General features: G+C 65.9%; 1 protein-coding gene (only partly in view). It reads left to right on the top strand.

Features of this window, described 5'->3' with window-relative positions; translation table 11 throughout:
* Nucleotides 1-25,624, top strand: the 3' portion of a protein-coding gene (locus I6N89_RS16610) for a putative Ig domain-containing protein (RefSeq protein WP_207019555.1). It extends 13,829 nt beyond the left edge of the window; only the last 25,624 of its 39,453 coding nucleotides appear in the window; its start codon lies beyond the left edge, outside the window; it ends in the stop codon at nucleotides 25,622-25,624.

The raw sequence follows: 25,624 nt of genomic DNA, 5'->3' as shown, positions 1-25,624 counted from the left end.
GAACGCGGTCGAGGTCACGCTGACGCCACCGCCGAACCTGGTGGTGACCGCCATCACCGCGCCCGAAACGGCGCCCGAAGGGTCGCCCATCGATGTCACCTGGACGGTGCGCAATGCCGGCACCGGCACCGCCGAGGGCCCCTGGACCGACCGGCTGGTGCTGCGCAAATCCGACGGGTCTGGCAACGACATCACCATCGGCAGCTACAGCTATGACGGGCCGCTTCAGGCCAACACCACCTATACGCGGCGCGAGCAGATCATCCTGCCGACCGAGACCAACGACCGTTACGACCTGATCGTCATCACCGATTTCGGCAATGACGTTTACGAGCACAACGACGAGGACGACAACGAATCCGCCGCCGATACGCAGATTCTCGTGTCGCGGCTGCCGCGTCCCGATCTTCAGATCTCGGGCTTTCAGACCTCCGACAGTTTCACCGCCGGCGGCACCGGCTCGGTGCGCTGGACGGTGATCAACCAGGGGCCGGTGGCCACCGATGTGCCAAACTGGACCGACAGCGTCTATCTGTCGCTCGACGACAAGATCAGCTTCGACGACATCCGCCTGGGCAGCTTCTCCAACGAGGCCGCACTCGATACCGGCGAGGAATATCTCAGCCAGGAGGCATTCTTCCAGATCCCGATGCGCTTCCGCGGCGACGTCTATCTGCTGGTGAACACCGACAGCGGCGACGCGGTCGAGGAATGGCCGAACGACGGCAACAATCTCGGCGTTCAGAAGATCTATGTGGAGCCGATCCCCTTCGCCGATCTCGTCGTGCACGATGTGGTCGCGCCGACGCAGGCCTTCGAGGGCAATCAGGTCACCCTGACCTATACGGTTACGAACCGCGGCGCCGGCGCCACCAATCTGGGCGCCTGGGCGGAACAGATCTGGCTGACCGTCGACAAGAACCGTCCGCATCCCGGGCAGGGCGACATTCTGCTCGATACGCTGCAATACAGCGAAGGCGTGCTCGATGTCGGCGATGGCTACGACCGCACGGTGACGGTGCAGCTGCCCGATTCCGTGCGCTCGGGCAATTACTACCTGACGCCCTGGGTCGATCCCTACGGCACGCTTCTGGAAGACACGCTCGCCGTCAACGTCAACGAGGACGATCCGACCGAGCTCAACTCCAACAACTACAAGGCCGGTGGCGGCGAGGTGATCGGCCAGCCGCCCGTGTTCAGCATAATCGGCGATCCGCCGGATCTGACCCGCCCCGACCTCAATATCGCAATCGACGCGGTCACACCCGAGGCGATCTCCGGCGTCGAGGGCGAAAACGCCTTCTCGGTGACCTATACGCTGGGCAATACCGGCGACAAGGAAGCGCGCGGCGGCTCTGTGCAGCTTGTGCTGACGACCTCGCCCAGCCTCAGCGCACCCGGTCAGGAAAGCTGGAACCTCGGACGTTTCGATCTCGACACGATCGGCATCGGCGGCAGCGTCACCGTCACGCAGGATTTCCTCCTGCCGCCGGGGGTCGACGCGGCCTATATCCATGCCATTGCGGGACAACCCGGCGATTCCAACCCCGACGACAACGCGGCGGTGGCCACCACCCGGATCGAGTCGCAGGAGCCCAACCTGCGCGTCGTGGAAATCGTGCCGCCGGAAGAGGCCTTCTCCGGCGAAAAAGTGGAATTCACCTATACTGTCCTGAACGACAGCGAAGACGCGATCTGGGACGGCACGCAATACTGGCGCGACGAGGTCTGGATTTCGGCGGATCCGACCTTCATCCGCAACCGCGCCACGCAGCTCAAGACCCTGACCATCTCCAATGCCGCCGGTCTGGCCGGCGGCGAGAGCTACAGCCGCACGGTCGAGGGCACGCTGCCACCTGGCATCGACGGGCCTTACTACGTCTATGTCTTCACCAATACCGGGATTGAACTGGAAGAGCACCGGCGCCCCTGGCCGATCGAGGGCGGCAATATCTCCTCCGGCGGCTCCCTCTATCGTCGCAACGCCTTCGAGCATCCGGAAGGCGCGATGCTTCAGGGCACATTCGACGTCACCTATCGCGAACCCGACCTACAGGTCACCGCGCTCGACATTCCCGACGATCTGCATGCGGGCCAGACCATCGATATTTCCTTCGAGGTCACCAATGTCGGCAACCGGGCGACGCGCGAAACCTCCTGGACCGACCGTGTCTACCTGTCGCTCGACAGCTCGCTCGACGTGGGCGATTTCCTGCTGCGCCGCGAGGAAGGCACGCGCGAAGTACGGGCGGCGAACCTTCATGTCGGTGCGCTGGATCCGGGCGAAAGCTATACCTCCACGGTGACGGTCACCCTGCCCTTCGAGATCGAAGGCGATTTCCACATCCTCGCCGTGGCCGATGCCGACCTGTCCGACAGCTCACGCTCGCATTCGACGATTTCCGACCGGCTCCCCGGGCTCAACGGCAGCTCCACCGGGGTGGTGCGCGAATTCCAGGGCGAGGGTAACAACACCACCTTCGAGGCGGTCGAGATCGGCCCCTATGTGGCGCCCGATCTGGTGGTCACGCAAATGGATGCCAGCGAGCGCGCCGTGCGCGGGCAGGACTTCACCGTCAGCTACACGGTGACCAATCAGGGCGGCCCGATCCCCTTCCAGCAGGCGGGATGGGACGATCTGGTCTATCTCAGCCGCGACGCACTGCTCGATATCCGCTCCGACCGCTTCATCGGCACGATCCGGCACGGCGAGACGCTGGGCGCGGGCGAAAGCTACGATGTCGAGCGCACCTTCACCGTGCCCACCGACATGCCGACGGAGGCCTATTACGTCTTCGTCGTCACCGACCCGTCGCGCAGCGGCAATCGCGGCACGGTCTACGAGGTCGACGACGCAAATAACGACGCGCGCTCCGATGTACCCATGGTGATCGAGCTGCCGCCGCCCACGGATCTCGAAGTCACCGATATCACCCTGCCCAGTTCGGCCCGAGCCGGCGAGCCGATCACCATCAGCTGGACGGTCACCAACCAGTCCGACGACGTGATCGCCGAGGGCGCCTGGTCGGACACCGCGTTCCTGTCGACCGATGGCACCTGGGATCTCAAGGACCGCCCCATCGGCCGGGTGCAGAGCGCCGGCCCGCTCAACCCGGGCGAAAGCCGTACGGTCACGCTTGAGACGACGATGCCGGCGGCGACACCGGGCGGGTATCGCGTCATCGTGCGCACCGACATCTTCAATCAGATCCATGAGGGTGTGAACGAGGCCAACAACACCACGGTCAGCCCGGACACAATCGAAACCACCGTCGATGAGCTGCTGATCGGCACGCCGACCACCGTTTCCGTCGAGAATGGCGGCGAAAAGCTCTACCGCATCACCGTGCCGCCGGAAGAGACCCTGCGCGTGACCGTGTTCTCCTCGGAAGAGAACGCGCTCAACGAGATCTTCCTGCGCCATGACGCGCTGCCCTCGGCCAATGCCTTCGACGCGACCTATGACGGGCCGCTCTCCAGCGACCTCATGGCGCTGGTGCCCTCGACCGAGCCGGGCACCTACTATGTGTCGCTGCGCAATTTCTCCGGCCCCGAGGGCGGCACCGACCTCACCGTCCTGGCCGAGCTGCTGCCGCTGGTGATCACCGACGTGGATACGGACCGCGGTGGCGATTCCAGTTTCGTCACCACCCGCATCACCGGCGCCCAGTTCGCCGAGAACGCCACGGTCAAGCTGGTGCGCCCGAACATCGCCGAGTTCGCGCCGGTCAACTATCGGATCGTCAATTCGAGCGAGATCATCGCCACCTTCGATCTGACCGACGCGCCGCACGGGCTCTATGACGTCATCGTCACCAATCCCTCCGGCGCGCAGGCGCTGGCGCCCTACCGCTTCCTGGTCGAGCGCGGCATCGAGGGCGATGTGACCATCGGCATCGGCGGTTCGCGCGTGGTGCTGCCGGGCGAAACCGAGACCTATTCGGTGGCGCTGCAAAACCTCCAGAACCTCGACGCGCCCTATACCTATTTCGAAGTCGGCGTGCCCGAGCTGAACTTCAACCCCTATGTCTATGGCCTGCCCTTCCTCGACTTCTTCACCAATGTCCGCGGCGAGCCGGACGGCGCCGCCGGCAGCGACAACGAGGATGTGTTCTGGGCCGGACTGGAGAGCATCGTCAACAAGGACGGCCAGCTTGCCACGCGCGGCTATCTCTACGATCTGCCCGCCGACGGCTTTGCCGGTTTCACCTTCAACGTGGCGGCCTATCCCGGTCTCCAGGCGCTGCATGACGAGGCGTTCGACGCCTTCCGCGCCCGCATGTCGACCGTGCTGCCCGAACTCGACGGGATTCTCGAAGAGGGCGGTGAAGGTGCCATCGGCGAATGGTACGACGCGGTGGTCGAAAAGGCGACCGAGGCCAGCCCGGCGCTCGGCGCCGCTATGGCCGCCTTCCCCTTCGAAGACCTCTACAACCAGAACGTGGCGAAGCCGGGCGAATGCGAGATCCCCTTCATCCCGTTCCGCTTCCACATCTACGCCACCGCGACCTCGATGACCCGCGACGAGTTCGTCGCGCATCAGACCGCCATCGCGCTGGAGCTGCGCGAGAACATCCTCGCCGCCGATGACGCCGCGGCGCCGCTGGTCGCCATCGTCGCCGATCCCGATCTCTGGATCGACTTCTATCTCGCTGGGCTCGAACAGGCGGGCATCCTGCGCGACGAGGCAGATATCCCGCCGATCCGCGAACAGCAGGAGATCCTGTCGCTGATGGCGACGCTGGCCTCGGGCATTCTCTTTGGCCCCGCCGGGCAGGAGATACGCTCGGACGGCGACATTCTGGGCTTCTTCGAGCAGCTCCGCACGCTTTACGGCCATGAAGAAGGCATGATGGCCGAGATCGAATACTGGGACGAGCGCCAGAGCGATTGCTATATCGGCGAGATCCCGGTGCCCGCGCTGCCCGAATTCGCCGACTACGATCTCGGGCTGAGCAACGAGACGCATTTCGAGGCGGTGCGCATCTACGTGCCCTGGGTGCCCTTCGAAGAGCGCGGTGCGGCGCTGCCGGTCGACTTCATGAACCAGAGCCCGGCTACGGTGGATGGCGACGAGTTCGAAGCGCTCGATTTCTCCGACTATTTCGCCGATCCTGCCAACACCGGCGCGCTGGCGTCGATCAACGGGCCGCAAACGCTGGAGACCGAGGGCTGGTTGCCGGGCAGCGAGGATCTGCCCTTCACCGTCAAGTTCGAGAACGATCCGGCGTCTTCGACCTATGCCAACCAGATCGAGGTGGTGACCCAGCTCGACGACGATCTCGACCCGCGCAGCTTCCGCCTTGGCGACATCCGCATTGGCGAGATCACAATCGACGTGCCGGACGACCGGTGGTTCTATCAGGACGAGATCGACTTTTCCGACACGCTGGGCTTTGTCGTGCGGATCAGCGCGGGCATCGACCTGTTTCAGGATCCTGCTACGGCGCGCTGGGTGATCCAGGCGATCGACCCGCTCACCGGCGAAAAGATCCAGAGCACCACCAAGGGCCTGCTGCCGCCGAACACCGAGGGCGGCAAGGGTGCGGGCTTTGTCGGCTACACCGTCAAGCCCGCCGACGATATCGACACCGGCTCGCGCATCACCTCTTCCGCGCGGGTGCTCTTCGACACCGCCGCGCCCGAGGACACCGGCGAGCTGGTACAGGTGGTCGACGGGCGCGCGCCCGAAACCACCATCGGCGCGACCCGGATCGAGGGCACCGACAGCTACGATATCGAATGGGACTCGGTCGATGATCCCGGCGCCTCCGGCGTGCGCCATGTGACGATTTACGTGGCCGAGGACGGCGGCGATTTCCGCATCTGGCAGCGGCGGCTGGAGCAGCCGAGCGGCACCATGATCTTCGAGGGTGAGGCCGGCAAGAGCTATGAGTTCCTGGCGCTCGCCACCGATATCGCCGGCAACCGCGAAGAGCCCTCCGACGGTTCGGCGGTGACCGCCGACGGTCAGCCGGTCAATCTCGGCGGAACCGAGACGGTCGACGAAACGACAGCGCCGAATTTTGGCCGCGCCCCGGCGCCGAAGGACACGCCTTCGACCAACGACCTCTTTGTCAAAGCCAGTGAAAACGTGCCTGCGGCCGACCCGCTGGTCGATCTGCCGGAATTCGACAGCGTCCTGAACCCGTTCCTTGGCAACGCCTTCGCAACCGGCTTCCAGTCCTCGCAGACCGGTATCGCGCCGATGGCGATCCTCGAGACCTCGACCGGCGATGTCCTGATCTCCGGCGGGCTGAACCGCGGCGAGTTGTTCCGCTTTGACGCGCAGGGCGGTACGGCGGACGGGACCACGCGGCTCATCCAGCTCGACGACCCGATTTTCAACCTCGCCGAGGATGCGGATGGCGCGATCTGGGCCACGACCGGCGGCGGCGCGCTGCTGAAGCTCGATCCGGAGACCGGCGGCGTGGTGGCGCGCTACGGCGATGGCCTTACGATGGGGCTCGCCATCGAAGAGTCCACGGGGCTCATCTATGTCGGCGCCAATTCCGGTATCCTGACCTTCAATCCGGTCAGCGAGACCTTCAAGCAGTGGAGCCGCGACGAAGGCCTGCGCATCGGCTCCATCGCCTTCGACGATCAGGGGACGCTCTGGGCGGTAACCTGGCCGGATCGCAGCCAGGTGGTCAAATTCACCGAGCGCCAACGCGCCGAGATCGTGCTGGAATTCGACAGCCAGATCGACTCGCTCGCCTTCGGGCGCGAGGGCACGGCGCTGGAGGATCTGCTCTTCATCTCGGCCAATACCGGCGCGGTGTCGGATACCGGCGAGGCGGCAGAGGGCGCGGCGCTGACCATGGTCGATCTGGAAACGCTCCAGCGCATCGAGATCGCCAAAGGCGGCACGCGAGGCGACGTCGTCGCCACCACCTCGGACGGGCGCGTCCTTATCAGCCAGTCGAACCAGGTGGATGTGGTGAGCCCGGCCTATGCGCCGATGGTCGTCGCCACCAATCCGCCCAGCGAGGCGGTGGTGCCGCTGCCCTTGAGCGTGCTGACGGTGCGCTTCGATCAGGACATGTTCGCGGGCGACGCAACCTCCACCGCCTCTGTCGCCAATCCCGAGAACTACACGATCACCGGTGCCGATGGCGGCGAGATCACCCCCAACACGATCATCTATGACGCGGCCAACCGCGTCGTGCTCATCAAGGTCTCCAATCTCGGCGCCGACGATTACACCCTGACTGTGTCGGGCGACGTGACCTCGACGCAGGGCCTGCGGATGGGCGCGGATTACGTGACCGGCTTCACCGGCATCCAGGATCTCACCGCGCAGATCGAGGTGGAATTCGGTGCCACGCGCTACAACCGCGCGCTCGGCACAGTGTCCTATGACGTGACCGTCACCAATACCGGCGACGGCGATATCGTGCTGCCGGTTCTGCTGCTGCTCGACCCGCAACGCGGCTATTCCGGCGTGCCCGGCGACGCGGACGGGCAGACCGACCAGGGCGTCTGGCTGCTCGACCTGTCCGCCTCGCTGCCGGAGGACGGCCGGCTCGCCGCCGGCGCCAGCACGACTGGCCAGACCGTGGCCATCGCCACGCCCGATCGTCAGCGGGTGCAGTTCTCCGCCGGGATCGCCGCCTCCACAGGCCCCAACAAGGCGCCGGTGCTGACGGCAACGCCGCCCGAGACGGCGACTGTGGGCGAGGCCTTCGCCTTTACCGTCACCGCCGAGGATCCCGATGGCGACAGCCTGATCTACAACCTGATGAACGGCCCGGCGGGCATGGAGATCGACGCCGCCACCGGTGCCCTGACCTGGACCCCGGACGAGACCGCCAATTCCGAAGAGCCGGTGACGGTGCAGGTCTTCGACGCCCGGGGCGCCGTCACTGTGCTGCGCTTCGTGCTGAGCGTCGAGGGCGGCAACGCAGCACCGGAATTCCTTTCCGTGCCCGCCGAGGTCCGCGCCAGCGAGGGCGAGCTCGTGGAATTCGAGGTGGTCGCCGCCGATGTCGATGGCGACGAGGTGGTGATCTGGGTCGACAACCTGCCCGAAGGCGCGGTTTACGACGCCGAGCGCCGCGCCCTGTCCTGGCAGGTGGGCTATGAACATGCCGGCACCTATACGCTGACCGTGCGCGCCTCGGACGGGCTGCGCGAGATCGCCACCAATGTGACGCTGCTGATCGCCGAGGCCGCCCGCCCCGTCACCCTGCGCACGCCCGGGCGCCTGACCGCGTCCGAGGGCGACCGCATCCGCTTCAACCTGCAAGCCGAGGCAGAGCCGGGCGCGCCGCTCTCCTTCGGTGTGGTCAACGGCTCCCTGCCCTTCGGCGCGACGCTGAACGCGGCCACCGGCGAATTCGAATGGACACCGGGCTACACCCAGGCCGACACCTACGAGGTCACCTTTGCGGTCTCGGACGGCACCGGCGTCGCGGTGCAGACCATGGAGATCGAGGTAACGCCCGACAACGGCGCACCCGTCTTCGACAATTTCGACGGGCTCCAGATCTTCGAAGGCCAGCGCTTTGCCCTGCGCGCCTTTGCAAAGGATCCCGACAATCCGTTCTACGAACCCGGCTACCGCGACGGCGAGGGCACGTTCCACGAGCTCGGCGACCTGAGCAAGACGGTACAGATCGAGGTGGTGGGCGAACTGCCCGACGGCGCGAGCTTCGACGCCGAAACATGGGAACTTCTCTGGACGCCGGGTGCGGACCAGGCGGGCACCTATGAGATCACCTTCCGCGCCACCGATGACGGCGCCGAGACCGGCGAGCCGCTCTCGGTGGAGGAAACCGTCGAGATCAAGGTGCGCGACCTCAACCTGCCGCCCGTGCTGTCGGAGCTGGCCAATCTTTCTCTCGCGCGGGACGAGGTGCGCGAGATTCCGGTCTCGGCCACCGATCCCGATGGCGACCCGATCCAGCTCACCCTGATGAACGAGCAGCCGGGCCTGCCGCTGCCCGATTTCATCACCTTCACCGACAATGGCGACGGCACCGGCGTGATCCGCATCGCGCCGGGCGTCGGCGACCGGGGCGAGCACGCGGTGACCATGGTCGCCTATGACGATGGCGGCGATCAGGGCACGCGGCGCGGCGCGCTCCACACCTTCGTCATAGACGTGCAGAGCGACAACGAGCCGCCGCAATTCGCCTATCAGAGCGATATCGTCGCCGTTGCGGGCGAAGAGCTGTCGCTCGAACTGAACGCCTCCGATCTCGATCAGGACGCGCTGACCTTTGCGCTTGATGGGCTGCCTGACGGCGCGCTGCTGACCATGGATCCGCTGATCTACGGCCGGGCAGTGCTGACATGGACCCCGACGGCGGCGCAGATCGGCAGCTATACCGCCGAGGTCGCGGCCACAGATACCGGTGCCGAGGGGCTGACCGATCCTGCCACCACCACGCTGGCCTTCGGGCTGACGGTGCGGGCGGCGAATACGGCGCCCATCCTCGATCCGATCGGCCTCATCGAAGGGGTCGAAAACGACCCGATCTCGGTCACCTTCGGCGCCAGCGACCCCGACGGCGACGCGCTCACCTACAGCGCGGCCAACCTGCCCAGCGGCGCGGTGTTCGACCGTGCCACGGGCAAGCTAGACTGGACGCCCTCTCCGGTGCAGGCAGGCACTTTCACGGTGAATGTCACCGTTTCGGACGGCCACAGCGCCAGCAGCGAAGACGTGACCATCCAGATCGCCCAGTCGAACCGCGATCCGGTCTTCGTGCCGATGACCACGCAGCTCGGCCGCGACCGCGCCGAGATGCGCTTTACCGTCGTGGCCGACGATCCCGATGGCGACGATCTGAAGCTCAGCGTCGTCTCGGGCCTGCCGGACGGTGCCGCCTTCTCGGAAGAGCGCGGCGAATTCGTCTGGAACCCGCAATACGACCAGACCGGCACCTACACGGTGATCTTCGGCGCGCAGGACACCTCCGGCGCCGAGGCGCGCTACGCGGTCGACATCATCGTAGCCGATGTGAACCGCGCACCCGAAATGCAGGTCTCGGATCGCAGCTTCCTGATCGGCGAGGAAAAATCCTTCACTCTCGAAGCCAGCGATCCCGACGGCAACGATCTGACCTTCTCGGCGCTCGAGCTGCCGGACGGCGCGGAGCTGGATGCCGAAACCGGCGTGGTCACCTGGACGCCGGGACCGGGGCAGGAAGGGGATTACTACGTCACCTTCATCGCCGGTGACGGCCGCGACCAGTCGCGCCAGACCATCGTCATGCGCGCCACGCTGGAGCCCGAGCTTCCGGTCGTGCGGATCGAGCTGACACCGAGCTTCGCCGCCGTGCCCGGGCAGCAGGTGCTGGTCCAGATCGTCGCCGACAGCCTGTCCGACATCACCGGAATCTCGCTCTGGGCCGATGGCAACGAGCTGACGCTCGACGATTTCGGCCGCACCCTGCTAACCCCCACCCAGGCCGGCAAGATCGAGCTTCAGGGCTTTGCACAGGACGCGGACGGCAATATCGGCACCCAGACGCTCGACCTCAAAGTCCGCGATCCCGAGGACCGCGCCGCGCCGGTGATCTTCATGGGCGACGGGCTCAACCTCTACCAGCTCGACGGTGTGGTGGAGATCGGCGGACTGGTCGAGGACAGCAATCTCGATTTCTGGAAGCTGGAGCTGCGCTCCGCCGATGGTCAGACCCTGATCCGCGAATTGGCCTCCGGCGAAGAGGCCACCGGCGGCCTGCTGGCCGAACTCGACACGCGCACCCTGCTCAACGGCTTTTACTCGCTGCGCCTGACGGCGGCGGATATCGGCAACCGCTATTCCGTGCGGAATGTCGATATCGAGGTGAACGGCAGCGAAAAGATCGGCCGTTACCTGGCGGCCGAGACCGACCTGACCGTCGATCTGGGCGGCGTACCCTTCGAACTCACCCGCCGCTACGACAGCCTTTCGGGCACCGACCGCGATTTCGGCAGCTGGTCGGCGGGCTTCGATCTGGACATCGCGCTCAGCGCGGAAAAGACCGGGCGCGAGGCATACGGTATCTATTCCGCGCTGGCCGACGACTCCCGGCTCTACCTCACCGCCCCCACCGGCGAACGTCTGGGCTTCACCTTCCAGCCCGTCGAGGAGACCGTCGGCGCGCGCAGTTTCTACCGCGCCGCCTGGGTCGCGGACGGCGAGAGCGGCTGGACGCTGAGCTCTGCAAATATGCTGCTGCGGAAATCCGGCGGGCACTACTTCACCGCCGATGACGGGTTGCCCTACAATCCGACCGATCCGTTCATCGGCAGCGCCCAACCCTTCGAGCTGACCGCCCCCGATGGCACCAAATACGCCGTGAACAGCGAGGGCCGCGTGCAGGAGATCCGCATCGGCGAAGAGCGGCTCTTCGTCGGGTCGAGCGGCGTCACGGCGGCGAACGGCGCGGTGCTGAGCTTCCTGCGCGACGACGCGGGCCGCATCGTCCGCGTAACCACGCCGGACGGAAAGGCCACGGTCTACAGCTACGACAGCGAGGGGCGGCTGACCCGCTACCGCTCGCTCGAAGACGGCTCGGGCGGCAAGTTCGGCTATGAGGGCGACGACCTGGTCGTCTCGGCAGGCGCGGCCGGCGGCGGCAAAGTCATCGTCTACGACGGTGCGGGCGGCATCACCGAGCATGATGTGACCGACGATCTCGGCGGCATCACCCAGTTTACCGGGCGCAGCGTCGCGGGCGACGCCACCGCCGGCAAACAGTTCTATACGCTCACCATCCGCGAAAGCGATCTCGTCAGCGGCGCCGGCGGCAACGGGCCCATCGTGCGCGTCGCAACCTCCGGCGAGGATACCCAGCTCGAGATCGACGGCGCGCTGCTGCTCGGCACCCACCGCAATGGCGGCCAGACGGTGGCGCTCTACCGCTTTGCCAAGGCGGGGCTCTATACGCTCGGCATCGAGGGAAGCGGCGCGTTCGACCTGGTGGTCGGCGCGGCGGGCGATCTGAACGGAGACGGCGCGGTCAACGGCACCGACAGCGATCTGCTGCGCGACGGCGCGGCGGGCAGCGATATCACCGGCGACGGCGTGGTCGATGTGCAGGACCGCCAGGTTCTGAACGTCAATTTCGGCATCCGCGGCAATGCCGCACCGGAAGTGGCCGAGACCCTGCCCGAGATCTTCACCCATGAGGATCTGCCGGTGCTGGTGCGGCTCGACGAGATCGCCAAGGATCTCGAAGGCGATCCGGTGTTCTTCCGCATCGTCTCGACCGAACATGTCGGCGCGCGTTTCACCCCAGACGGCGAATTCCTGCGGATCATCCCGGACGACAATTTCACCGGCGCCGCCTCGATCACCGTCTCGGCGGATGACGGCTATGCCTCGACCCCGGACATCACGCTCGACATCACCGTCTCCGATGCGGCGCTGACCGAGCTGACGCTGTTGCAACGCGCATTCTACTTCCAGGAAGCGGGTCAGGTGACCGAGCTGGTCGTGGTCGGCCAGTTCGAGGACGAGGCCGATGTCATCCTGCCCTTCGATTACGTCTCGGTCTCCTCCGCAGATCCCGATATCGTCAAGATCAGTGACAACGGACTGCTGACCGCGCTCACCGAAGGCGATACCTATATCCGCGCCGACCGCGGCAGTCTGAGCGCCGCCACCGCCGTGGCCGTCGGCATCGCCGAGGATCCCAACGGCTCGGTCGCGCAGATCTTTGGCATCGACGCCTATCCCGACAGCGTCACCATCGTGCCCGAGGGCGGACGGCGCCAGATCGTGACAGAGCTCGGCACGCTGGGCACCGACTATGTGACCGGCGCCGAGGACGGCGTGGTCTATGTGCCCGGCAACAGCGATATCATCACGGTCACAGATGGCGGCATGATCGAGGCCGTTGGCGAGGGCCAGACCACCGTCACCGTGATCTATCGCGGCGCCGAAGAGGTGCTGACCGTGACCGTGGCGCCGCCGGTCGAGGGCGCCAGCGTCGAGATGGGCACCGAGGGCGGCGCGATGCGCACTCCCGACGGCATCGAGATCGCCATCGGCGCCGGACAGCTGTCCGGCGACGCGACGATCACCGCCGAGGCAAAGACCGAGGCCGAACTGGATCTCGACGTACCGCCCGATTTCGACTTCGTCAGCGGCGGCGTGATCGACATCCAGGGTGGTGAACTCAACGGCCCGATGCAGCTCGCGACCAAGGTTTCGGGCGACGTGGCGCAGGCGGGCGACGAGGTGCTGTTCTTCGTCCTCGACGATTTCAGCGAACAGACCGACGGCGAATACGGCCAGATCTGGCGTCTGGTCGACAGCGGCACCGTGGACGAGAACGGCATGGCGCGCACCGCGTCGCCGCCCTTCCCCGGCCTGTCCGAACGCGCGAGCTATCTGGTCGCCAAGGCGAACCAGCCGCTGATGGACGCATCGCTCTACCTGCCGACGCTGGCGCGCGCCTCGGTCGCGGTGATCCCGGCAATGGCCATCGGCCTCGCCACTGGCGGGCTGGCCGGCGCCGTGGTCGGGCTCGGTCTGGTGGCGGGCATCAGCTACATGGCGTTCAAGATGACGCCGGCCAAACAGCGGATCGACGTCTATCAGGATTTCCTGGAAGGCAAGACATGGTCGAAATACGAGGCCGACGCCGACCCGCAGGGGGTCACCGGGCGGCTTAATATCTCGGCCAAGGTGCCTTCGACACCGCTCACCGCCGCGCCTGGTGAAGCGCCCAGGATCACCTCGGTCGACCCGCATCTCACCCCGGGCGGCAATGTGCTGCTTACGGTGAAGGGCGACAATCTGTTCTATGGCACCGACAGCGGCAATGCCGCGAATTTCGGATCGAGCCTCGCCAACACCAGACTGAAGATCAAGATCGGCGGCTATGTCCGCTATATCCAGGGCAGCGAGTTCACGCCGCTGGAAATCAACCTCGACACCGGCAGCGGCTCCTTCAACGTCGCGCTGCCAAACGACATTCTGGTGTCGCGGGCGGAATACACTTTCGAACGGCCCAAACCCAACGGGGCGGCCGGCAACGTGGACGGCTGGAGCGCCTCAACCGAGGCGATCCCGTCGCAGAGCTTCACCGTCAAGAACGAGCGCGGTTACGGGGTTGTCGGCGGCTCGCAATATGAGGGATCGGTCAACCAGACCATTCTTCAGGTTTTCGATGTGCTGCCCGCCGGCATCAACAACGAGACCAGCGAACCCGAAGGTGGCGGCGTGCCCGAACAGTCGGAGGTCGTCACCAATATCAAGCTGATGGACGGCACCCAGCCAATCACCGGCTGGCCGACGGATGTGGTCCTGTCCAAGGATCTCTCCGCCGCCTATGTGGCGACCTATCAGGGCATCGCCATCGTCGACATGCTGAGCCTGCGCCAGTTCGATGCCTTCCCCGAGCTCGAAGGCACCAACATCATCAAGATCCCCGGCCGCGCGGTGCAGCAGCTGACGCTCTCAGCGAAGGGCGACTACCTCTACGCCGCCGGCAACGGGACGATCCACGTAATAGATCTGCGCCCGCAATCGCCCGACTACCTGAAGCAGCGGCAGATCAACCTGCCGATCCCAGATCAGGCGCGCGAGCGCGCTAACGGCAAGATCAACGACATCGCCCTCGATGCCGATGGCCGCAAACTCTATGTCGCGGTACCGTTTGCCGGCATGTTCGGCGATGGCGGCTGGGCGCGTTCGCGCGGCGACGACGGCAAGATCTATGTCATCAATGTCGACCCCGCCGATGCCGAGCGGGCGCTGAACGGCGAATCCACCACCTATCTGTCGGTAATCGGAGAGCTCAACGGCCATGCCGACCCCTACGATATCGAGCCGACCAGCGACGCCAAGAAGCTCACCTTCGTGTCGCGCGGCGAGCAGCGGCAGGGGATGTATTTCATCAATGTCCGGGATGACACCGCCGAAGGCTACGACGCCTGGGTCGAACCGCTTCCCGCGATCCCCGATCAGGCCCAGCCCAACCGCTTCCCGCTCGAACTCAACCGAGGCGATATCGGTGTGCGCTATAACGGCTTCGTCCTGCCGTTCCCGCCGATCCTGATCGACGACTACCTGCCGCTCAGCGGCCAGCGCTACGATCTCGACATCCGCAACCCCGTCGCCGTGAAGGTGACCCCGGACATGTCCTATGCCTTCGTGGCCGATTACGATCTGTCGCGCTATCTGCTCTTCAGCGATCCGGTGCTTGCCTACGAGATCGAACGGCGGCACGAGCTGGGCAACAATATCGGCCTGATCCGCAACCCGTTCAGCATGGACAAGACCGCCTGGGAAGAGCTGAACGTCGCGCGCGGCGTGAGCTACAAATACGGCACGCGCGGGCTGGTGGGCTCGACGAGCCCGATCCCCGACCAGTATCTCAGCGAGCTGGCGATGCGCCCGGACGGCAGCCAGGTCTTTGCCAATTTCCGCAACTCTGGCGCTCTGGTGACGCTGAACACCGACGGCATCATCCTGGCGTCGGATCTGGCCATCAGCGGCGCGAACGGCACCGAGCTTGGCCGCAACCGGACGCTGCCCATCGACCTCGAACGCGGGCTTTTCGGCATCGGCGACGCGAAAATCCGCACCGATGTGAACGGCACCAAGCTTTATGGCGACTCGCTCGACATCGTGTTCTGGGGCCGTGGCCTCGACGTGCAGAGCGAGGTGGGTCTGGAACTCATCGCGCCGCAGGGCGAGATCACCGCCAACGGGCCCGATGCCGACAAGCTCCGGTTCGAAGTGCATCTCGATCCCGCCAAGATCGGCGTGCCGCAATTCGAGATGGATCTCTATGTCTCGACCCAGGCTGCGGGTGACGGGCTGTTCCCGGGCGATCCGTTCCGCGAACGCTCCTGGCTGGGCAATGACGACCCCACCCAGTCTGCCGACTATCACCGCTACCGCCTGATCAACACCGCCGACACCGAGGGCAAATGGGCCTTCAAATCGGGCAAATATTACGTGCTGAAGGGCGACGGCACCATCGACGAGTCCAAGACCCGCGACCTGACGGACGAGGATGTCGAAGGCGATCCCAAACACGCGGTCGTTATCGAAGCCGCGCCCGGCTTCGGCAACGCGCTGACCGGCGGGCAGAGCTATTACTGGGGTGTCGAGGTCAAGAATACCGGCGGCTCGCTGACCGGCTCTCGCCGCTTCACCACCTCGGCGGTGATGCCGAAACAGACCCCCTTCTCGACCGTGAACGTGCTGACGCATGGCTTCCAGATCGAAGGGCTGCTGCCGGATTACGCCAACACACCGCTGAACGAGGACACGCTGGCGGCCTGGCTGAACTCCGCCGAGATCCTCAACAAGGCGTCGGGCGGCGGCGCGATCCTTGTCTACAACCGCCAAACCGGCAAATGGCACGAATACGATCCCGCCGAGGCCGAAGGCGCGCGCATCTCCGACGATGCGGTCGAACCCGGCTCGCTCAAGCGCAAGGAGGCGGTGACCCTCGTCCTCGACTGGTACCGCGAAAGCAACATCTCCGACAGCGGCTTCTCGGAGGCGGCGGCGGATGCGTTCTTTGCCTCGCTGGTGCAGCTCGATCTCGATACCAATGGCGACATCTTCAAGAGCCCGCTGCACTTCATCGGGCATAGCCGCGGCACCTCGGTGAACTCCGAGATCATCCAGCGCCTCGGCGTGCGCTTCCCCGAGAGCGAAGGGAAGAACATCGACATCCACATGACGACGCTCGATCCGCACGATTTCAAGCAGGACTCGCTGAAGGTCGAGCTGCAAAAGATCGTCGAAAGCTGGATCACCGCGTTCAAGTTCGGTGCAACGCTGACCTCCTTCGCCAACCCCGCGCTCGGCGCGTCGATGCTGCGGGTGATCAACGGCGTCGAGACGGGCACGCAGCTGCTGTTCAAGCTGGCGGGCTATGTCGGACTTCAGGCCGCGTCGATCCCGTGGGACGATTTCAACGATCCCAACGTGCAGGTCTGGTCGAATGTCGACTTTGCCGACAACTATTTCCAGACCACCGCCCCCACCGGCGACAGCAACTTCAACAAGCTGACCGGGCTCAAATTCTTCCCGGTAACAACACCCAACGGCACCGCCGTGCCAACGGCGAATGACGGCAAGGACAAGCAGCCCACCAAGCACGGCATGGGCGTGCCGGATATCGAACTCGACTTCACCAAGGCGAAAGTGCCCGGCTTTACCGAGGCCGACGCGCTGGCGACACCGCACAGCCGCATTACCAACTGGTATCTCGGCACCGCCGATGTGAATTCGGGCTTTGTCGGCGGCGTCGCGATCCCGCGCACCATGGGCGACGAGGGGCTGGCGATCAACAGCACCGGCGACGAGGGCCTGTTCGGTCAGCTCGGCAACATGTTCGACGACGGCTTCACCAAACAGCCCTATTACGGCGTCGATCCGGTGGCCTTCGAGAAAGGCTGGACGGCGGTCAAGACGCATTTCAAGAAGTATTTCGAGAACGCCAACGTCAACCCGGGCACCGAAAAGACCAACTCCACCCGCACCGAGGCCATCGGCACCGGCTTCTACTTCTCGACCGTCGCCGGCAACCCCGATATCCGGCCGCCGGCAGCGGATCGCAAACGCACCCAGCTCGATTTCGACAATACCGAAGTGTCTCGCCCGGCTTTCGAAGACGGCAAGAAAGCAGTCTACGAGCCCGTGCCCACCGTGTTCAACGGCGATTTCTCGCATGGCACCCGGCACGCGATGACCAATTACGTGAAGTGGATCCTCGGCTCGGGCTTCTCCTCGATCGTGGGCGGCAGCTGGGACGACTTCAAGAAGGCCTATAAGGAGGCCGGCGACGCCAATGTCTCCGGCGTGAAGAAATTCGGCGCGAAGACCTCGGCGGTGAACGCGCTCCTGCCGCAGCTGCCGCCCGAGCTGGGCCGCTTCCCGCTGCATTATGATCTGCCGGGCTGGTCGATGCATGGCGGCATCGAGGGCACGGGCACCGACAGTGACAACCGGGCCCAGTTCCCCGACGGGGTGGACGAGGGCACATCCTATACCTTCGACCTGTTCTCGCGCGCGACCGCCGAAAGCTGGGGGCTTGCCGGCCCGGTGGATATCACCGGCCTGTTCCTGATGAACATGAATTTCGGTGCCGAAGCGCTCGATGTCATCGGCCGGGTGATCAAGCCGCTGCTCGAGAAGAAGCTGAAGGAATTCGCCGACAAGTTCACCAACGACAATTACACCGGCGAATACACCGATACGGAGAAAAAAGACCTGATCCGCAAGGACTACGCTGCCAGCGTCGGCGGCGAGGTCGTGCCGGACGGTGACGGGTTCAAGATCGTCAAGGATGGCGAGACGCTGCTCGGCAACGATGCGCTGTCGCGCAATGTCGATGCGACGCTGAAATTCGTGATCGACGACAGCACTGCGATGCGTGTGCTGGCGCAGGTCTTCGATTTCCTCGTCTCCGCCGCGGCCAGCGACCCGGTCGTGTCGGATACGCTGAAGAGCTGGGCTGGCGACAAGTTCGCGCTGAACGGCGGTGTGCCGTCGCTGGTGAAGATCCTCGACACCCCGATCGACCGCACCAATGACGACACTATCGCGGCATCCAAGGCCGCGCGTGCCAAGGCATTCACCGATTTCGCCTCCTGGGCCGGAAAGAACCTGCTCAGCTTCTTTACCCACAAGTTCAAATGGGATCTGAACCCGGATTACGCGCTGATCTTCGGCGGCTCGAAATCGCTCAAGGAACTGATCCGCACCTTCCTGCCGGAAACGCAGTTCACCATCGGCGGCAACACCATGTCGCTGCCCGATGTGTTCGACAGCGCCATCGATGCGATCGGCCAGATCGACTCCATCACCCACAACCGGATGCATATCCCCAGCGATATGGAGACGATCCAGTTCGAGGCGTTCCTGCCGCTCAACCCCAACGATGACGTCACCGCCGAGGTGATCTTCACGACGATGGACGGTAAAGCGCACCACGCGAAGGCTCTGGTGACGAACGACAACGGTGTGACCGAGCGGAAGGACAAGTATTTCTTCAAGCCGGGCTTTTTCTCGACCCAGACCGCGCGCTTCGAGATCCCCAAGGACGTCAAAGGCCAGGTCGCCAACGTCACGATCACCAATACCGGGCTCGAACGCGCGCCGGCGGAGTCTTTCACCGAGCAGTTCGCGGAATTCCTGTCGACCTTCAGCTTTGGCGCGGCCCTGTCGGATGCGGCATCGGTCGTCATGGTCATCGACGACGTGAAGCTGACCAAGACCGCCTCCAACCAGACCGCGAGCAGCGTCGGCGATGGTGCGGTAGCGATCACCGTCGCCGAAGCCCAGGCGCTGGCCGAGGTGGCCGAGGGCATCTGGATCGACAGCGCGCTCATCCCCGATGCCGAGGGCAAGCTCTCCGATCTGGTGATTCAGATCTCCGATCTTGAAGGCGCGGCGCTGGCGCTGGCCGATGGCAACACCATCACCATCGACGCCGACGCCGCCGGGCACGGCTGGTTCCTAGACGCGACTCCGCTGGACCAGGCCGAATTCACCGCCACCGACCTGCCGCATCTCTTCGCCGCGGAAACCGGCTCTGGGGCCGAGGGCCGTATCGACCTGCTGACCGTGCTGATGCACGAGATGGGCAACATCGTCGGCGTACCCGATCACGTCGATCCCGGCAGCACCTATCTGATGAGCCCGATCATCGACACCGGCATGCGCCGGCTGCCCTCAGGGCCGGATGTGGGCGACTGGTCGGCACTGATCGAAGAGGCCAACGACATCGCCGGCGCCGACGGCATCCAGCGCGGCGCCCCGACGACGAGCGGCACCGCCGCTGCGGCGGCTGTCACCGCCGCGCCGCTGACGGTCGATACCGATCAGGCATTTACCAATGGCGGGTTCGATGACGGGCTGACCGGCTGGACCACCACCGGCAATGTGCAGGTGACCGGCGGCAAGGCGCGGCTCGACGAAGCCTCGGGCGTCATGTCCGGACTGGCGCAGGGCTTCCAGCTCCCCGACGGGATCACCGGGCTTCGCTTTACCCTGTCCGACATCACGCTTGGCCAGCCCGATGACGGCCCGCCGGATGCCTTCGAGGTCGCCCTTTTCGACGGCGAGACCGGGGCGGCGCTGCTGCCGTCCATCGCCGATCTGGCGGGCACCGACGCGGTGCTGAACCTTCAGGCGGACGGCACGCTCTACCAGTCCGCGGCGGTGGGCGTCGCGCGCGGTCAGGATGGCACCATGGTGGTCACCATCGACCTGACCGGCCTCGCCGAGCGCCCCGAAAGCCTCGCCATCGCCTTCGATCTGATCGGGCTCGGCGCGGCGGATGCGGCGGTCAGCGTCGATGCGGTAACCCTGCTGGGGCTCGCGCCCAACGACGCGCCCTTGGCACGGGGTGAGACCGCCGCCACTCAGGAGGACACGCCAGTCGAGATCGACCTGCTCGCCAATGACAGCGATCCCGAGGGCGACCCGCTTATCGTTCAGGTCGAAAGCGGCCTCGGAGCGGCGACGCTGCTGCCGGTCGCCGGCGGGCTGTTCCGCTACACGCCCGAACCGAACGCCTCGGGGCAGCAGACGATCACCTACCGTCTTTTCGACGGGGTGAACCGCTCTGATGCGGTGACGCTGACCATCGAAATCGCACCGGTCAACGACGCCCCCGCGCTCGATGCGATCCCGGATGCGCGCGTGCCGCAGAACCAGGCGGCGCGGGTGCAGGTGGAAGCGAGCGATCCCGACAACGCCCGCACCGAGCTGACGCTGACGCTCGACGCGGCGCCCGACGGTGCCAGCATCGACAGCGCAACCGGCCTCATCACCTGGACGCCTACGGCGGTCTCCACCGAGACGTTTACAGTCCGGGCGACCGATCCGGACGGCGCCTTCGTTACCCGCAGCTTCACCCTGTCGGTAATGGCCGCGCCGGTGCTCACGGCAACCGATGTCAGGGTTCTGGAGGGCGAGGCGCTGGCGCATTCCGTCTCCGCCACCGATCCGGACGGCGACGATGCGGCGATCACCTATGCGCTGGTCAGCGCCCCCGCATGGCTGGAGATCGACGCGGCCACCGGGGCCATCACCGGCGACAGCAGCGACCATGCCGGGCGCTACACGGTGACGGTACAGGCCACAGACGAAGACGGCGTTTCCACCCAGGCCGCCTTTGTGCTGGCGGTCAATGCCGCGCCGGTCATCAGCGCCGCGAGCCTCGTGCTCGTCGAAGGCGACCCGCTCTCGGCGACGCCGCTGACCACCGATGCCGACAGCCCAGAGGATGAGCTCAGCTTTGCCAAACTCAGCGGCCCGGACTGGATCACCGTCGATCCCGACACAGGTCTTGTCACCGGCGACAGCACCGGCAATGTCGGTGCCGTCGAGGTCACGCTGCGTGTCACCGATGCCGAGGGGCTGAGCGACGAGACAAGCTTCACCGTCACCGTCCGCGCCCGACCCACCCTCGCGGCAGAGGACGTGACGCTGATCCAGGGCGACACGCTGAGCCACGCGGTCGCCGCGACCGATGCCGACACCCCCGCCGACCAGCTCACCTTTGCCAAGGTGGCCGGGCCGGACTGGATCGCGGTCGATCCCGAAACCGGCACGCTCTCCGGCGACAGCAGCGGTCAGGCCGGCCCTGCGGAAGTGACCGTGTCGGTCACCGATGCGGACGGACTTTCGGCCAGTGTCACCCTTACTGTGGATGTCAATGCGCCCCCCAGCTTTACCATCGCCGACACCACTGTCGTGGAAGGTAACGCGCTGAGCATCACGCCGCGGGTCACCGACCCCGACAACCCGGCGGGCAGCCAGCGCTTTGCCACGATCTCCGGCCCGGATTGGATCACTGTCGATGCGGAAACCGGCGCCGTAACCGGCGACAGCGGTGGCCAAGTGGGCAGCCACGAGGTGCGGGTGCGGATCACCGATCCCGACGGGCTGTCGTCGGAAGCCGGCTTCACCGTCACGGTTCTTGCGCGCCCGGTTCTGACCGTCGCAGACATCACCGTGGTCGCGGGCGAAACGGTCTCGATGCAGCCTGCCGTTGCCGACAGCGACAGCCCGGCGGCGGAACTGAGCTTCGCCAAGCTCGCCGGCCCCGACTGGATCGTCGTAGATCCCGAGACAGGCGCCGTGACAGGCGACAGCAGCGGGCAAGCGGGCGTCGCACAGGTGACGCTGCGGGTAACCGATGCCGATGGCCTCTCCGATGAGGCGCAGTTCACCGTCGATGTGAACACCCCGCCGGTCCTGGTGCTGTCCGACATCGCGGTGATCGAAGGCACCGGTATCGACATCACGCCGGAGGTATCCGACGTGGACGACCCGAACGGCGCGCGCCGGTTCGAGATCGCCGGCGGCCCCGACTGGCTGACGATGGATGCGGAGACCGGTCAGATCACCGGCGACTCGACTGGCCACACCGGCCAGAGCACCGTGACCGTCCGTGTCACGGATGCCGATGCGCTTAGCACCGAAGTGAGCTTCGTGCTCACCGTGCGCGGCCGCCCGGAGATCAGCGCCACCGACGTAACGCTGGTTCAGGGCCAGACGCTGAGCCATGCGGTCACCGCGACCGATGCCGACACACCCACCGACGCGCTGCGTTTCGCCAAACTGGCCGGGCCGGACTGGATCACCGTCGATCCGGCGACGGGCACGGTTTCGGGCGACAGCAGCGGGCAGGCGGGCGCCGCGCTGGTGACCGTTCAGGTGACCGATGCGGACGGGCTCAGCGCCGAGGTGAGCTTTAGCGTCGACGTCAACGCCCCGCCGAGCTTCTCGGTCGCCGATACCACGCTGGTCGAAGGCGGCGAGCTGCGGCTCGAACCGAACGTCGCCGACCCAGACAATCCGGACGGCCCCGCGAGCTTTGAAAAGCTCTTCGGCCCCGGCTGGATCAGCGTCGATCCGGTGACCGGTACGATCACCGGCGACAGCGCGGGCCATCCCGGCGCGTTCGAGGTCCGCCTCCGCACCACCGATTCAGACGGGCTCACCACCGAGACAAGCTTTACGGTGACCGTGCTCGCGGTGCCGCAGATTTCGGTCGCCGACACGACAATCGTGGCCGGCAGCCCGCTGCGGATCGCGCCGGCTGTCAGCGATGCAGACAGCCCGCTCGCCGAGCTGAGCTTTGCCAAGCTCGCCGGGCCGGACTGGGTGGTGATCGATGCCGCGACCGGCGAAATCACCGGCGACAGCACCGGCCAGGCGGGCCGCGCATCGGTGACACTGCGGGTGACCGATGCCGAGGGGCTGAGTGCGGAAACGAGCTTTACGCTCGACGTCAATACGCCGCCGGTCCTGACCGCGCCCGATATCACCGTGGTTGACGGCGTCGCCGTCGACAGCACATTGGCGGTGACCGACGCAGACGACCCGGCGGGCATGCGGCGTTTCGAGCTCGTCGACGGTCCGGACTGGCTCGCCATCGACCCGCAGACCGGGCGCCTGACCGGCGACAGCAAGAACCGTACCGGGATCGCGCTGGTCACCGTGCGGGTGACCGACGAAGACGATCTGAGCGCTGAAGAAAGCTTCTCTCTCGTCGTTCTCGGCACGCCCCGGATCACCGCAGCCGATGCCACGCTCACCGAGGGCGAGACGCTGCGCCACCCAATCTCCGCAACCGATGCGGACACGCCCGCCGAAGAGCTGCGCTTCGTGAAGCTCGCAGGCCCCGACTGGGTCACGGTGGATCCGGCAACCGGCACACTCGGCGGCGACAGCACCGGACGCTCCGGTGTCTACGAGGTCCGGCTGCAAGTGGCGGACAGCGACGGCCTGACCGACAGCGCCACACTGGTGCTGACCGTGCGTGCGGCCCCCGTGCTGAGCGGCGACGACGTCACGCTGATCGAAGGCGCGGCACTCGATCTGCAACTTGTCGGGCGCGACAGCGACACCGCCGGCAGCGACCTGCGCTATACGCTGGTCAGTGGCCCCGACTGGATCGCCGTCGATTCCGAGACCGGGCGGGTGACCGGCGACAGCGACGGCCAGGCCGGCACGCATCAGGCCCGGTTCCGGGTCACCGACCCGGACGGTCTGTCAGGCGAGGTGACGCTGACCATCGACGTCAATGCGGTGCCCGTCCTGACCGGCAGCGACGTGACGCTGATCCGCGGCGAAGCGCTGTCCCACCCGGTGGCAGTTGCGGACGCGGACAGCCCGCTTTCGGCGCTGACCTTCCGGATACTGGCAGGCCCCGACTGGATCTCCATCGACCCGGCCACCGGCACGATCAGCGGCGACACGACCGGCCAGGCCGGCGAGGCGCTGGTGCGGATCTCGGTCACAGATGCCGACGGGCTGGTCGCGGAAACCGACTTTATCGTCGATGTCAATGCGCCGCCCGAGGCCGACAACCTGTCCTTCGACCTCGTCGCCGGTCAGCCGGTCTTCTCGATGATGAGCGTTCGGGACGACGATGGACCGCTCGAGGCATTGTCCTACCGACTGATCGACGGTCCGGACTGGCTGAGCATCGACCCGAACACCGGGCTTTTGGTGGCCGACACCACCGGCCATGCCGGCGAGACCGCGGCAACCGTGCGCGTCACCGATGGCGACGGGCTCAGCGCAGACGCGCAAATCGACATCAATGTCAGTGCGCCGCGTCCGACCGGCCCGGGCCGCGTCGTCTACAATCAGGTCCGTCTGAGCCGCGTGACGCCTCCCTCAGCACCAGTGCCGCCGAGCCGGATCTCGACCGCCCCATGGGAAGGCCGGCTTGTGCAGCCCATCGTGACCAGCGACAGGAACGTGTCGGGCATCAGCGGCGGCAATGGCGCCCACATGGTCCCTGTGCTTTTCGAAAGCTCCGGCGGCATCACGCAGATGGTCGTTGAGATCACTCACCGTCCCGATGCGATCTGGATGCTCGACGCGCTATCCGGTGTCTGCCTGCCCTATGGCGTGACGATCTACAGCCGCGTCACCGGCGAGGATTACGAGCCCCGCATGCTGGTCACCGTGACCTCGGAACAGCCGCTACCGGAAGGTGTGCTCGACCTGTTCCGCCTGCGAATCCTGCTGGGCGGCAACCCGATGCAGGCCGATCTGAGCATTCGTGCCATCGAGATCAACGGCCAGCCGGTCGAGGATGCCCCCGAGGCGCCGTCACCGGCGGACGGTACGCCGCTGCTGATCGACGTGGAGGATGTGCATTTCGAACAGGCGGCACAGCTGCCAGAGGCGTTCGACGTGACGGTGAGCGGCTTCGGCGCATCGGGACCGGGCGAGAAACTGATCGACCCGGAAGCGGTGCTCGGCGGCTTCCTGGCGCTGCGCTTCAGCGGTCTGACCGGAGCGGAGCGGGTGACGATGACGCTCGGCTATGACGGGCTTGCACCCGATCCAGAGGCCGCCCTGGCGCTGCTCGACGGCGCCTCGGTTGCGGTCGAGGACCGGCCGGAGGCGGGCGAAATCGCGGTCACCGTGTCCGATCTGCCGGCGCTCTTCGCCGAAATGGCGGCGCTCGCCTGCATCGCCTTCACCCGTCCGCCGCAGGGCCGCCGGACCGGCACGGTCCGTCTGAAAGGATTGCAGGTCGACGGAGCCGACCTGCCGGTCGAGGAAGAACTCTCCGACTGGACAGGCGCGCCGGCGGCCCCCTACAGTATCGCAGCGGCAGCGCCGGGCCGGCTTTCGGTTCCGATGGTTCAGGCCCCGGTGAGAGCGCCCGACAAATAA

The organism is Salipiger abyssi (assembly GCF_017311415.1).
GTDB lineage: Bacteria > Pseudomonadota > Alphaproteobacteria > Rhodobacterales > Rhodobacteraceae > Salipiger > Salipiger abyssi_A.
Note: the sequence above shows the minus strand (reverse complement) of the source record. Positions and strands in the feature narration are given on the sequence as shown.